7 protein-coding genes are annotated in these 14,673 nt (G+C 35.2%); 5 read left to right on the forward strand and 2 right to left on the reverse strand.

Annotation, left to right across the window (positions count from 1 at the left end; genetic code table 11):
* Positions 1–4: 4 nt before the first annotated feature.
* Together OM075_RS08010 and OM075_RS08015 are read right to left on the reverse strand one after the other, a co-directional pair.
* Positions 5–631, reverse strand: coding sequence for a DUF5063 domain-containing protein (locus OM075_RS08010; RefSeq protein WP_301189972.1), 627 nt, complete (start codon positions 629–631; stop codon positions 5–7).
* Between the two features lie 90 nt (positions 632–721).
* Positions 722–2,620 carry a RecQ family ATP-dependent DNA helicase gene (locus tag OM075_RS08015; RefSeq protein ID WP_301189973.1) on the reverse strand — a complete coding sequence of 633 codons (1,899 nt, stop codon included), beginning with the start codon at positions 2,618–2,620 and terminating at the stop codon, positions 722–724.
* Between the two features lie 398 nt (positions 2,621–3,018).
* Between OM075_RS08015 and OM075_RS08020 the strand changes: the two genes are divergently transcribed.
* The 5 genes from OM075_RS08020 to OM075_RS08040 all read left to right on the forward strand — a co-directional run bounded on the left by OM075_RS08020 (position 3,019) and on the right by OM075_RS08040 (position 14,007).
* On the forward strand, positions 3,019–4,803 hold the full coding sequence (locus tag OM075_RS08020) for a T9SS type A sorting domain-containing protein (RefSeq protein ID WP_301189974.1): 1,785 nt from the start codon (positions 3,019–3,021) through the stop codon (positions 4,801–4,803).
* Positions 4,804–4,882: 79 nt separating this feature from the next.
* Complete coding sequence (locus OM075_RS08025) at positions 4,883–10,996, forward strand: T9SS type B sorting domain-containing protein (protein WP_301189975.1); 6,114 nt, start codon at positions 4,883–4,885, stop codon at positions 10,994–10,996.
* 14 nt (positions 10,997–11,010) lie between these two features.
* Positions 11,011–12,021 (forward strand): PorP/SprF family type IX secretion system membrane protein, encoded by a 1,011-nt coding sequence (locus OM075_RS08030; RefSeq protein WP_301189976.1) that lies wholly within the window; start codon positions 11,011–11,013, stop codon positions 12,019–12,021.
* 62 nt (positions 12,022–12,083) lie between these two features.
* Positions 12,084–13,013, forward strand: coding sequence for an Ig-like domain-containing protein (locus tag OM075_RS08035; protein ID WP_301189977.1), 930 nt, complete (start codon positions 12,084–12,086; stop codon positions 13,011–13,013).
* Between the two features lie 19 nt (positions 13,014–13,032).
* Complete coding sequence (locus tag OM075_RS08040; protein WP_301189978.1) at positions 13,033–14,007, forward strand: PorP/SprF family type IX secretion system membrane protein; 975 nt, start codon at positions 13,033–13,035, stop codon at positions 14,005–14,007.
* Positions 14,008–14,673 lie beyond the last annotated feature (666 nt).

A 14,673-nucleotide genomic window follows, 5' to 3' on the forward strand; every position in this document is an offset into this window, starting at 1 on the left:
CTTTTTAATTTTCCTCATCGTTCCATTGATCCTGAAAACGGCTAAACCAATCATTATCTTTCAATGGGTCTCCACTTTCTGATCCTCCTAAAATATCGTCATCTAAATCCTCAGCACTGTATAAAACGTTATGACAAGCCCTTAGCACGTTAACCAACTTTTGCCCCCAGTACATTTCAAATGAATTGGTTACTTCAACCAAAGCATCATTCATGATATCGGTAACTCCGATTCTGTAAGCAAACAAGAAATCTTTCAAATCCTGGTATATATCTGTAAGATTTTCTGAAATACTACTCGCCACATCACGTTGATCCAGTTCGTTATCCTGAACAAACACTTCCAGAAAATCATCATGTTGTCCCAGAATATTTAATAATGTGTGCTGAACTCTGATATAATCCTCTTCTCTTACCGTTTTTTCTATATTTTCCTCTAAAACAAAGTCTGTTTTAGGAAGCACTACTGCTTTAATATACAATAGTGGTAAAATTCTAACCATAATAGTAAGCAATTCCTTTGATGTTTTATCAAAAGAATTCTCTAATTGATTACAGTACTCATTTCCTACGGTAACAAATTCCAATACATTTTTGGAATATACAATATGATCTAACCCTTCTTGTTCCATTTATCAAATAGGATGACTATATATAAATAATGTGCAAAACTAGTAATTTTAAAAGCTAAATACTAATGCCTGAGACACAAACATTAATTTCTAACGCAGAAGCCACTTTTCATCATCATTTGGATAGATTACCTGATTGTCTGCCATCCAATTAAAAACTTCAATCCACTCTTTTTGATACGATTTCATCATGTCTTCCAATTCACTAAAACTCATTGGTTGTTGCAGATGTTCTTCAATTTTATCCTCCATTTCATTGGACAGATCTGAATTGATACCCCGTTTCTTTTTTTCAATACATACATCACAGACACCACAATTTTTAGCATTCTTTTGTCCAAAATAATTCAACAGGAACTTACTCCTGCACATATGAGTGTAGTCGCAATAATCAATCATTGCAGATACCCTGTATTCCATATCCTTCTTTCGATCCTTGTATACCTCATCCGGAAGTTTCATGTAGCGCACTTCTTCTCTGGATTGTACATATCTTATTAAAGGCGTTTTTTTCTGGGGAATATAACGTATGATTTTCAGATGATTTAATTTATTCAGATACTGATAAACCAATTTTATATTAGCATTAGCCCTATTGGCCAACTGCTGTTCATTAATGGCAACATATTCTGTAAAAAAACCAGTATAGGAACGCAAAAGCAATTTAATAAATCCGTCAAACTGTGCATTGGCCACCTGGAATCGATACAAATCTGTTTTTTGTGCAATAAAATGAACTCTGGATGGCGTGTTACATTCTTCTTCGTACTCAATGTATCCGGCTCGCTGAAGTATTTTCAGACTATTGAAAACCGTTAGCAAATTAAAATGATAAGCGGAACAAAAAGCCACCATATCAAAATCATAAACCAAATCGGCACCATGACCCGATGCCAGCTGAAAGAAATTACCCAAGGCATCATAAACCCTAAAAACAACTTCTTTTTCAGGAAACGAAACCGTTACGTTTTTCTTTAATCTTACTTTATCTGCATTAGACCACAGCATCACAGCATAGGCTTTTTTGCCATCACGACCAGCACGTCCTGCCTCCTGAAAATAGGCTTCAATAGAATCCGGTGCATCCATATGAACCACAAGCCGCACATCCGGCTTATCTATTCCCATTCCAAAGGCATTGGTGCAAACAATTACCTGAACTTTATCTTCCATCCAGTCTTTTTGCCGCTGGTCTTTTGATTCCTGCGTTAAGCCTGCATGATAATTATGAGCCGTAATACCATTTTCCCTGAGCCAAACTGTATATTCCTTCGTTTTTTTTCGGTTACGAACAAAAACTACAGAACAACCATTAATGGATTTTACAATTTTTACAAGCTGATTTAATTTGTCCTCGGTTTCTCTGACGATGTACGCCAGATTATCCCGTTCAAAACCTTTTTGAACAACATTCTTTTCTTTAAAAAGAAGACGTTCCTGAATATCTTCAACTGTTTTAGGAGTTGCTGTAGCAGTTAATGCCAGCACCGGAACATCAGGTAGTTCCGACCTTAACTCAGCAATTTTTAAATAGGACGGGCGAAAATCATAGCCCCACTGACTAATACAATGGGCCTCATCAACCACTATCATACTTACATTAAAATGTACCAGTTTTTCAAGAAACAAAGATGTTGACAGTCGTTCCGGAGAAAGATACAAGAACTTATAATCGCCAAAAATACAATTGTCGTATGCTATATTTATTTCCTCTCTAGATAGTCCGGAAAACACAGCAACTGCTTTTATTCCTCTCTTTTTTAAGTTGGCAACCTGATCTTTCATTAAAGCCACCAAAGGAGTAACCACAATACACACACCCTCTTTTGCCAGAGCAGGAACCTGAAAAGTAATTGACTTTCCTCCTCCTGTTGGCATCAATCCCAGAGTATCTTTACCGTCTCCTATTGATTGCACAATTTGATCCTGCATGGCCCTATAGCCATCAAATCCCCAATATTGCTTTAATACTTTTAGGTATTTGTCCATCTATTCTAATACATGTAATTCGAGTAACAAAGCTATATCTTTTTTTCAGTTCACCTTCTGTTCTAAAAAAAGTTAGAGCTGAAAATAATGGCAGACTTCAATTCCACCATTATGTATAGTATTAACTAAATCATATAAAGTGCTATCTATTTAAAATACAACGACCTCAAGATGTAACCTTTTTGACATAACATATGTATAAACCATCAATATGAATATTTGAAATATTTGTTTGATTTTTAAATTTATATCAGTTCAATAAACACTAAGGCTAATATATTTCCGTTATAAATCAATATTTTAACTTTTTGTTAAACATATATAATTACAAATGATTGAAATAATACATACTCAAAATCAAATACACATGCAATAGTACGATAAACTAATTACGAACTATGAAAAATAAATCTTCCCAAAATATATTTGCAATAATAATAACTACTTTATCTCTGGTTAACATATATGCTTATGGTCAAAATCTTGATCAAACAAATAAAATTGTTGCTTCTGATCGATTTTCCTATGATAATTTTGGCACTTCGGTAGCTATTTATGGAAATACAGCTATTATTGGTGCCCCTCAGAAAACTGTATACACTTCATTTACTGAATTTACTGCATATGCCGGCTCAGCCTATGTTTATGATATAGATGAAAATGGAATATGGAAGGAAACGCAACAACTCACTCCTTCAAATACTGGTGATGGATACAATTTTGGTCAGAGTGTTGATATATATGAAAACTTAATAATCATTGGTGCAAAAGAACATACAGGTTCAACTGAAGATGTGGGTGCAGCTTACATTTTTGAACGAAATGAAATCGGGGTATGGAATGAAGTTACCCGATTACAACATGCCGATGCAATTGCCAATGATAACTTTGGCTCCTCTGTGTCTATTAATAACAAATTTGCCATAGTTGGCACCTTTAAAAAAACTGTTGAAGGCAAAACAAATGCAGGTGCTGTATATGTTTTTAAAAACAACAATGACAATACCTGGACTGAAAGTCAAAAAATTACGGCCTCAGATACTCAAGCAAATGATAATTTTGGCAATACTGTTTCCATTGATAAAAACACCTTTTTAGTGGGGGCTAAAGGTAAAAACAATAATACGGGATGTGCCTATTTTTTCACTTACAACAGCTCTAATCAACTATGGGAAGAACAACAAAAGGTTAGTGCAGCGGATGTTGAATTGGGAGATAGTTTTGGTTTTTCTGTTTCTATCACAGAAGATAAAGCTATTATTGGTGCTAATAACGAAGGAAACAACAGCTCATTGATAAAAGCTGGTGCTGCATATATTTTTAAACAAAACAGTTCCAATCAATGGATTGAAGATCAAAAAATAGTTGCAGATGATAGAAGCAGCGAAGATTTATTTGGTTCTTCAGTAGCGATCTTTCAGGATTATGCTATTGTTGGAGCAGAATACGAAGATGAAGACATTTCAGGTAGCAACACGCTCTCCAATTCTGGAAGTGCTTATTATTACCATTTAAATTCATCTGGTTCCTGGACTCAGATACAAAAGATAAAAGCTTCGGATAAAACTGCCGGAGACAGCTTTGGTTGTGCAGTTGATATATTTGGTAACAAAGCCATCATAGGAGCCTTCAACGAAAGTCATGATGCAAATGGCGCCAATCAGTTTATTAACGCAGGTTCAGGTTACATGTTTAGTATTGCCAATACTCATGTAATAGAATCGGTTGCCGGACCAGGAGGTAACATTGAACCTTCTGGGTTTTATATATTGGAAGATGGGGATTATGTTACTTATACCATAACTCCTGAGAATAACTTCATCATTAGTGCTATAAAAATTAATGGTGTCAGCACTGTTATACAAAACACTATGACAATATCTGATCTTACTTCAGACAAAAAAATTGAGGTAAGTTTTGACATTACCTCTTCCATTAATTCAACAGATGAAAATAAGGCTATTTCAATCTACCCAAATCCTGCACATGAATACATTACGATATCTGTTGCAGAACCTTCTGAAAATAAGAAAGCTCAAATCATAAACACTAATGGACAAGTAGTAAAGGTTATTCCATTAAACACAAATAAATCAACTACAACCTCTGTAAGTGAGCTTCCCAAAGGAACCTATTTATTAATTATAAATAAACATATACCTAAAAAATTCACGGTAATATAAATCATCCCTTAATCAATATTCAACATACATTTTTTACACCATGCCAAACAAATACACAACACTCACAGTCTTTATTCTAATGCTTTTATATTCATCAATAAAAGCTCAGGTTGATACAGAATTTTGGTTTGTAGCTCCTTCTGTCATTCAACAACATGGCGATGCTCCAATTGCATTTAGAATAACCGCGCTTGATCAACCAGCGAATATAACATTAACGATGCCTGCCAACCCGGGTTTTTCCAGAACCTTAAGTCTTGATGCATTTGAACAGGATAAAATAGAGTTTACCAGCAGGTCTGATATTAATGCCATTGAAAACTCACCGGGGAACAGTATTAACTCAAAGGGGATTTTAATTACTTCGGATAACAAAATATCTGTTTACTATGAGGTGGCCAATAGCAATAATCCTGATAAATTTACGCTAAAAGGAAAGAATGCTTTGGGTACTGAATTTTTTGCTTCATCCCAGACAGAATATGCAAATAAAGATAATAATTATAATCCTTTACCATATGAAGCTATTGATATTGTAGCCACTGAGGATGGAACGGTTGTTGAAATAACACCTACAGCAGATGTTGTGGGGCATGGTGCAGGAACAACTTACACCATTACTCTTAACAGAGGAGAGACCTATAGTATTGAGGGAAACAGTATTGATAAAAATTATACACTTTCGGGAACTTATATAAAATCGAATAAAGTTATAGCTGTAACCATTTCTGACGACTCCATCAGAGATGAAAAAGGAGCATCATGGGATTTAATTGGTGACCAGACAGTTCCTGTATCCATTACAGGAACTGAATATATTGCTATGTTTTCAGGAGCTCCTCAAGCCAATTCATGGTCTCTGATGCCCATTGAAAAAGTATATATTCTTGCTACAAAAGACAATACTACAGTAACTGTTGATGAAACCGACTCCAGTTCAGGATCTTTCAATTTAAATAAAGGTGAAAGCATTTCTTTGGATATTTTAGAAAATTCTTCACTACATATCAAATCAACGGCTTCGGTATATGTATATCAATTGGCAGGGTTGGTAGGTAGTTCAAACGAATTAGGTAGTGCTATACTTCCTCCAATAAAATGTACAGGTTCCTCATCGGTAACCTTTACAAAAATATTGAATGCCCGCTTTTTTGTACAGATCTTAACACAATATAAAAACATTAATGATTTTACCTTTGTTGATGACAATGGAAATACTAGTAATGCTTTAAGTGGGGTAAACTGGGTTAAAGTACCTAACACAGGCGCTGCTAATGCTGATGATACATGGTATTTTGTAAACAAACGACTGGATGGTTTTGATACAAACAAACCACATACACTTTCTAATTCACAAGGGCTTTTTCACCTAAGTGTGTTTGATGAAAACTCAGGTAGTGCAAGTTTTGGATATTTCTCAGCATTCAACAATCTGGCAATAAACGGACCTACAGAACAATGTGCGGGTAATGTAATTCAATTAAGAGCCAGTGAATCTCTAGGTACTTACAATTGGTTTAGTGAAAAAACAAAAGAGCAGATTATTTCAACCGACCAGGTTCTTGAAGTTACAGAGTCGGGTTTATACTGGGTGGTTGCTTCACGAATGATTAATTCAAACGAAGGATGTGAACTTACGGATAGCATTGAAGTAGAATTTAACTTGCCTGAATTTGATCTGGGTGCAGATACAGAAATCTGTTTTAACGATACTTACGTGATAACACCCACACTTAACGAAGGTACATTTTATTGGCAGGATGGTTCTTCTGATTCAAATTATACCTATACATCAAATACGAATGGGACAGATGAAATTTGGCTTCAAATTACTGATGAAGATGGATGTAGTGCCACTGATACAATAAAAATAACTACTAAAGAAGAAATACCTATTGATTTAAACGTTGAAGTAACATCGCAGAATTTCATTTGTACAGGTAGTAGAATATACAACACAACCACTTTAGATAACTATGAATGGAGATATGGAGATAAAACATCAGCTATAATAAGTACTGATCCATATGTTAATGTAAATCAAACGGGTTGGTATTATCTCACAGCCAGTCAGGATGGATGTTCTGCTGTTGACAGCATCGAAATAACCGTATCACCATTACCAACCTACACTTTAAATGATGAAATTTTATGTCACGATGCTACTTATACCTCTCCTGTAAGTTCCAATAGTAATTATGATTTTGCATGGACAACGATAAACTCTGGTATAAGCTCAACTGATGCACAGATATCATTTAATCAAACAGACAGTGTATATGTTAATATTACAGATAACACAACAGGCTGTTTAGCAAAAGACAGTGCATTGATTACCTTAAGAACAGAAACCACAACAACACCCAAAACCATTACAATCTGTGGATATACTGACGTAAGTTTAAATGCAGATGCTGATATATTAGCTGGCTATATTTGGGAATATAACAACACAACATTAAGCGAAACCAGTGCAACACTCAACCTGGTTAACGTGTTGAAATCGCAGGAAGGAACTTACACGGTTACCGGCACAGATATTAATGGTTGTTCAGTATCTCAAACCTTCACATTAAATGTAACACTTGGTGATCCCATTGATTTAGGTAGTGATAAAAATATATGCCAAGGTGAATTTACCACGCTGAATATCGGGTCTGCTTCTGCTTCTGCCTTTAGATGGTTCGATCAGGATCCGGAAACCAACACTGGTTTAACCCCATTGGCCACAAGCGCAACGTATTCGGTAAATACATCAGGCACTTATTATGTAATGACAACACATTCAAACGGATGCTATAGTGTTGATCATGTTAATGTAACAGTAAATCCTCTTCCTAATATTAATTTACCTGATATTGCTGATGAATGCCAGGGTGAAACGGAAACCTATGATGCTGGTACAGGTTTTAGTTATTTGTGGCACGATGGATCAACACAGCAAACCTACACAGCTGTAACTCCTGAAGAAGTGGCTGTAACCATAACAGACAGTAACGGATGTGTTAACTCAGACAACACCACTTACAATTGGAAAACTGTAAACATATTTGCTAATGATACCATTACTGCATGTCCAACTGTTCCATACACTATTACTACTAATGCAGGTATCTCAAATATTTCATGGTTCTTTAATGACGGAAGTTCTACTACTGACCTAAACAATAACATTGATTCTTACACCATTAACAATGTATCTCTTTCGGATGCAGGTAAGTACGTTGTTCAGGCTAATGAAAACGGTTGTAGCAGTGTTTTAGATACCATTAACTTTTATGTGGTTGATGTGGGTTCCATAAATCTTGGACCGGATAAAACCATTTGTAATGGAGATGTGATACAATTAAATGCCAATGATGGTTTTGATACTTACCAATGGACATTACAAAATGGCGCTAATTCAGGAATAAAATCAACCAATCAATCAATTGAAGCCGGACAATATACCGATGCCACTTTATCTGCTGAAGATTGGGAAATTTATGCGGTACATTCCAGCGGATGTTCTCTTACGGATAATATCACTGTACATAAGGTTGCTGCTCCTGTAATTTCTTTAACAGATCATATCGAACCTTGTGCTAACGATGTGATCATACTAAATGACTTAATTGATTTTAATAATACCAGTTCTAATTCAAATCATCCATTTTTCACCAATCAAATCAATTATTTCTGGAATGGCAGTACAGCCTCTACAACAGATCCCAACACCATCCAGATTGATGCTTCCGGAGTTTACTCTTTAGTAATTTCAAATACCAATGTTGATTTTTACGATACCAGTGCTCCTTTTCATTGCTATTCAACAACAGAGGTAAATGTTGACTATCATGATGAATTTGTTATTCCTGCATTATTTGATCAATATATCTGTCAGGGTGATGCTACGGATTTAATTACGCCAAATGAAGTTAAAAACTACAGTGAATTACAGAGTTATCAATGGGTTAAGCTCGATGCAAATGGTAATATTACGGAAAGCAACCCAACTGATCAGGATTGGTTAAACACCAATGATCCTGCAGCGTACGCTTTAATGGTTGAATATACTAATGAGGCTTGTATTGCTTCTGATACGATGTCTTTATTAACAAAAGCAAATCCAAGTATTACTATATCTGGAGATCAGGAAATTTGTCAGGGAGATACTACTCTATTCCAGGCTTCTCCATCTACTTACAATAGTTATTTATGGTCAACCGGATCTACGTACGATACAACAAAAGTAAGCACTGCCGGAACCTATCAATTAACCGTTGAAGGATTAAACGGATGTTCAACTACAGAAACCGTAAGCCTGACTGTTAATGAATTACCTAACATTAGCTTAAACACAAATTCGTTAGGATTATGTGACGGATCATCTGATATTATTTCTGTATCATCTGTAAAATATTCAAATGGATCAGATGTTAATAATCCAACATTTTTATGGAACACATGGGAACAAACCAGTGCTATTACAGTTAATACTCCAGCCACATACACTGTTGAAGCTACTGATGCTAACGGATGTAAAAACACTAATGATGTTCAGGTGGTACAATATCCTAAAACAATAATAGATCTTTCAGGAATTAATACTCAGGGATGTACCAATGAAGGTATTTTATTGGAATGTCCTTTAACTGTTGGTACTGACATACAAAGCTTCCAGTGGACGAAACAGGGAACCACAACCGGAAATCCAAATCCGGATACAAACTGGACTGTGAATGAATCCGGCACTTACCTGTTAACCATCATTGATAATAACCTTTGTGAGGAATCTGATTCTGTTGAAATCATCATCTATAATTCTCCTTCGATAGAATTAGGTTTAGACAGAAATATTTGTGTTGGTGAAACATTGTCGATACCATCACCGCAAAACTATACATCCTATATCTGGAATACAGGATCAACCGATTCTTCTATTGAAATCAACAATGCAAGTAATCCGGTTAATTACAGTGTTACAGTTTACGACCAAAATGGATGTTTTGCTACAGATGACATCAATATCAATCCTATTCCATTACCTGTTGTAACGCTTCCTAATACGCCTGCAACATGCCCTGGAACTGAAATTGAACTAACACCACAAATTGCAAACAGGCCGGCATCATACTCCGTGTGGTGGTCTACCAACTCTAGTAACGAAACCATTAATGCAGGTGCGGGAACGTATCATGTATCAGTAACTGATGACCAAAATGGATGTTCAGGTTCTGCTACTACAGAAGTAAAATGGTACGATGCTCCTAAAGTAACTTTAGGCAGTGATACACTGATTTGTCCTTTAATTGATGTTTTGGCCATTTCGCCAATAGAAGGGGATATTTACAACAGCTATTTATGGCATAATAATGAAACAAGCTTTGCTATTAATGCCGATATTGGTGGTATTAATACGGTTAATGTTACTGATGCCAACAATTGTAGAACATTTGACCAGCAAAAGATTCAGTACATGCAAGTGGAAGATACAACTTACAACTTCACGCTTTGTCAAAAAGATACTACAATATCATTGCTTGATCTGGATTCGGAAGCTGATAATCATACCGGACAGTATTTATGGTTGAGCGATAACAGTACTTCATCTTTTAAATCATTCTTTGAAAATGATACCAGCATTGTAAACATTGGTATTAGTATCAACAATAGTACAACCACATGTTACTTTAAGCAGGATACGGTTGTAATGAATTTTTTACCACTTCCTCAAATAGAAGTACTGGATACCACAATATATCGTCAGGTTGTTTTAAGAATGGATATGGCAAATGAGCCTTACCAGTATAGTCTTGACAGTATTTTCTGGCAAAACGAAAATACTTTTTCTAATCTGGAAGCCGGAGAGTATACAGCTTACATACTGGATAACAATGGTTGTACCAATTCACAGGTGTTTTATATTTCAGATGCCATTGATATTGATGTTCCAAACTTTGTAACACCTAATGGAGATGGCTACAATGATAAATGGAGAATTGACGGATTAGAAAAGCTTCCGGAAGCTGCAGTAAGAATATATGACAGGTATGGAAAACTGCTGGTGATGTACAATGGAGCATTTGCTTCTGAGTATGGTTGGGATGGAACCTATCAAAACAAGCCAATGCCTTCAACTGACTATTGGTACGTGATAGAGCTCTTACCAACTAAAAAATTACTTAAAGGACACTTTACTTTAAAACGCTAATCGAACCTAAGAAAATGAGGAATTATATATTAATACTATTAATAATAATTGTATATGGTCAGGCCGCAAATGGTCAGGAACATTACATTACTAACTTATACGTGTACGATTGTTTTTTAATGAATCCGGCAGCTGCCGGAGGCGATAAAAGCTGCAATACATTTAATGCCTATTATCAAAAACAATGGTTTGGAATGGATGATTCTCCTTCTACTCAACTTTTCAGTTATCAGTTTGGTATTAGCAGTCAGTTAGGATCAGGCACCTATATCTACAACGATAAAAATGGTTATACCAGTCAGTTGGGATTACAACAATCCTTTTCATACGAAATAAAATTATTAGATAACATGCGCCAAAAATCGAGTATTCAGTTTGGCCTTTCGATAAATGTTGCTCAATCAAGATTTGATCAATCTGCATTTATCGGACAAGATCAACCTTTTGACCCGGTAATGAGCGGAGGAACAGAAAGTGGATGGGGAATAAATTCAAATACGGGATTCTTCCTTAAGTTTAACAACCATCACCTGGGCATGTCATTAACAAATTTGCTACCTCAAAATAATCCTTTGTACAACAACGACTACGATAATGAATTACCAGCAGATTTAAATATACATATGGGAACCTGGTTTAAATTATCATCCCGGGACGTATTTTTATTTCCGGAATTAATGTACCGAAGAAATAAATTTGCCGATACAAGGTTTGATATAAACCTAAAACTAAAAATGCCAACCTACAACCAAAAACTTGCCTATTGGACCATTTTATGTTACAGAAGAAGTATGGATCATAAAATTGGAAGAGACCTATCATCAAGTATTACTGCTGGTGTAAATTACGACAGAATGAGCTTTGGAATAGAATATCAAATGAGCCTTTCTGGCACTCAAAACTATTATGGAAATGGAGTTCAATTGGTTGTTGGCTATAAATTTAACTGCAACAATTTTAAAAAGGGAGCTGTTCCTTGTAGTTTTCAGGATGTAATTTACGATGGTATTAAACGAAAACACTAAGTTTACCATAATTTAAATGAATACAACTCAACTATAAAACGTTAATCATCATTATGCAAATAATGAAAACATATTCAACACTCTTTTTACAATTAATAAGCTTAACGCTTTTATTTATCAACACATCATTTAAAAATCAAAATACAAATGCTGTATCTGTTAACGATGATTATGCCGAAGTTAGCCTTAATAAAACAGAAATAATAAACATTATTGAAAATGATTACGGGTTTGCTGATGGTATTAGTTCGCTGAAATTAGTTGAACAACCAGAGCACGGAACAGTACTGATCAATGAGGATCATTCCATTTCATATACACCTGAGATCAATTTTACAGGTGAAGACAGACTTGTTTATGAAATTTGTAATATGTATGGCGACTGTGGTACCGGAACTGTTGAAATTAATACCATTTATAAAGATTATATTCCTGTAGCCATAAACGATACTATATCAACATACTGGACAATGGAAAAAATGATTAACTGCTGTGCCAATGATTCCAACCTGTTAAATTTTCCGATTGAATTAAATATTGAAACTGCTGCTGAAAAAGGTGATTGCTATACTTTAAATGATACAACCATAATTTATGCACCAGGAAAAGGATATTCAGGTGCTGACTCCATTCAATATTCGGTTATTGATGAAGATGGCGATTACAGTTCTGCCTGGATCATCATCAATTTATTAAGCAATGACTCCTCGGATGATATCTTTATACCCAATGGATTTTCACCCAATGGAGATGGCATAAACGATTTCTTTACGGTTCCTGATTTTGAAAATGCATCAAATGTTCATTTAAGTATTTTTACCCAATGGGGCGATATTATATATGAAAATAAAGATTACAAAAACGACTGGGATGGAATTGCTAATTCAGGTTCCCAATCTGGAAGTAAAGTAAATGTTGGCACTTACTTTTACAGGTTTATTGTAGCTGACCTGGATTTAGATTTAAAAGGCTATATATACATCAATTTTTAACACAACAAGCTATAATTACTTGAGACTATTACAATCCATATTACTCTTTGTTATATTTTTCTTTTTTGCAGGAGAATCCTTTTCGCAATGGGATCCCTCCTTTTCGCAATACATGAATAACCAGTTATGTATTAACCCGGCTTATACAGGTATTCGAAACACCATATCAACAAATCTTAATATTAAAAAACAATGGATGGGCGTAGAAGGCTCACCCACTACATATATGCTAGGCATCAATGGCCCTATTAACAAAACCTATAATGCAATAGGCGGATTAATATCTAACCATAAAGTTGGACCAGTAAATACTTACAATGCAAGTTTTTCATATGCTCATTTGCTAAAGTTAAACGACCAACTTCATCTTTCATTAGGTTTAAATATTGGAGCTATTTATCAGAACATTACCCTATCTAAAATCAGCATCGTACAAAGTAATGACCCCATGTTTCAAAGTGATTTATCAAATCAGATCAACGGTGACTTTGGAGCAGGAGCTTTTTTATATTCTCCGATATTTTACGTGGGGCTTTCATTCCCTCATCTTATTCAGACTCATTTTTCAAAATACGACAACATTGAGGTTCCCGGTTACAAACGAAACGCATATCTTTCTTCCGGATTATTAGTAGGTTTAAATAAATCCCTATCCATAAAACCATCCATTCTGTTTAAGATGAATGATGATGCAGAAGCTAATTTAGATATGAATGCATTACTTTCTGTTAATAAAAAGTTTATTGTTGGAGCATCGTACCGAATAAAACATACTATGGCATTTATTGTAAATGTTCAGCTCTCAAAAGAACTACTATTGGGTTATTCGTACGATCTGAACAGAAATAACTCTGGTATCGGTTACAATAGCCATGAAATATCTATCTGCTACGATAACTTCACCTATTATCGAAAAAACCGTAAACGTATGTTCAAAAAGAAGAAAAAGAAACAGGAAGAAGAAGAAAGTATCAGGTCTATCAGAAACTTTTAATTTCACATTAACTATAACATCTGGTTAAAAATCAAAATTTGACTATGTTGATCACATTGCTTATAGATGCGTCTCGCTTCTATGAACGATTTCTTATCTGTCATTTTTTGTTTCAGACTTTCAGCCTGAAAAATACCTATGAGATTAATCTACAGCTTCGAAACGAAATTAGCATTAAATCGAACATAGGCTGAAGGCCTATTACATCACAACAAGGTGGCAACGCCCCTTGATGTTGACTCATTGCTCAGCGAAGCGTCTCGCTTCGCTGTTTTACATTGGCCTCTGGCCGTTCTAAATCTATTTACATCAACTAACAAAACATATAATTGATCTCTATTCAACTACATTGGAAAGGATATGGAATATAAGAAAACATTGCGGGACGCTTTGCTGAACTTGAACGATTGCTTATCTGTCATTTTTTGTTTCAGACTTACAGCCTGATTATGCACTACATACATGCACTTGGGGTGATACCCCAAGCTATGATATTTCAGGCTGTCAGCCTGAGAAATACCATGAATATTTTTCTACAGCTTCGAAATGAAATTAGCTTTAAATCGAACAGAGGCTGAAGGCCTATTACATCAAAACAAGGTGGCAACGCCCCTTGATGTTGACCTCTGATAAATATCAGACTGAAGGTCTGAAACCCTATGCTTG

The sequence above is a fragment of the Plebeiibacterium sediminum genome, from assembly GCF_026013605.1.
Lineage (GTDB): Bacteria > Bacteroidota > Bacteroidia > Bacteroidales > Marinilabiliaceae > Saccharicrinis > Saccharicrinis sediminus.

Coding starts and splice junctions, on each gene's coding strand:
- OM075_RS08010 (WP_301189972.1), bottom strand. CDS start 631: ATGGAACAAGAAGGGTTAGATCATATTGTATATTCCAAAAATGTATTG.
- OM075_RS08015 (WP_301189973.1), bottom strand. CDS start 2,620: ATGGACAAATACCTAAAAGTATTAAAGCAATATTGGGGATTTGATGGC.
- OM075_RS08020 (WP_301189974.1), top strand. CDS start 3,019: ATGAAAAATAAATCTTCCCAAAATATATTTGCAATAATAATAACTACT.
- OM075_RS08025 (WP_301189975.1), top strand. CDS start 4,883: ATGCTTTTATATTCATCAATAAAAGCTCAGGTTGATACAGAATTTTGG.
- OM075_RS08030 (WP_301189976.1), top strand. CDS start 11,011: ATGAGGAATTATATATTAATACTATTAATAATAATTGTATATGGTCAG.
- OM075_RS08035 (WP_301189977.1), top strand. CDS start 12,084: ATGAAAACATATTCAACACTCTTTTTACAATTAATAAGCTTAACGCTT.